Source organism: Acanthopleuribacter pedis, from assembly GCF_017377855.1.
Lineage (GTDB): Bacteria > Acidobacteriota > Holophagae > Acanthopleuribacterales > Acanthopleuribacteraceae > Acanthopleuribacter > Acanthopleuribacter pedis.
On record NZ_JAFREP010000104.1, the window covers coordinates 1 to 510 of the forward strand.

Annotated in this window: 2 tRNA genes and 1 rRNA gene; all 3 read right to left on the reverse strand. The window is 48.6% G+C overall.

Features of this window, described 5'->3' with window-relative positions:
• Positions 1-180: 180 nt before the first annotated feature.
• Positions 181-253, reverse strand: a tRNA-Ala gene (locus J3U88_RS34055).
• A 10-nt stretch (positions 254-263) separates the two neighbouring features.
• Positions 264-337, reverse strand: a tRNA-Ile gene (locus J3U88_RS34060).
• A gap of 115 nt (positions 338-452) precedes the next feature.
• Positions 453-510 (reverse strand): 16S ribosomal RNA (locus J3U88_RS34065); the annotation flags it as partial.

The following is a 510-nucleotide window of genomic DNA, read 5'->3' on the forward strand; positions in this document are numbered from 1 at the left end:
GCAGCTTACCACGTCCTTCATCGCCTACTACGGCCAAGGCATCCACCCTGTGCTCTTAATAACTTAACCTTCATCTGCGCGAGACCGATCACTCGGATCAAACCTTCGCGCAAACGCATTTTTGCTAATCTCTTGATTCAATTGTCAAAGAACATCTCGCTAAAACAAGACACAAAAAAATGGAGAATAGCGGGTTCGAACCGCTGACCTCCTGCGTGCAAAGCAGGCGCTCTCCCAACTGAGCTAATTCCCCAAAGTAAAAGTGGGCTTACCAGGATTTGAACCTGGGACCTCACGCTTATCAGGCGTGCGCTCTAACCAACTGAGCTATAAGCCCCCATTAACTCAAAGTTGAAAACGGAAGAGAGAAAGACGTTTGTTGCAACAGTTTTAACGAGGCCTGTTACCGTCTATCGACCTTGACATCGACTTGCGTCGTGTCTACTCCTTAGAAAGGAGGTGATCCAGCCGCAGGTTCTCCTACAGCTACCTTGTTACGACTTCACCCCA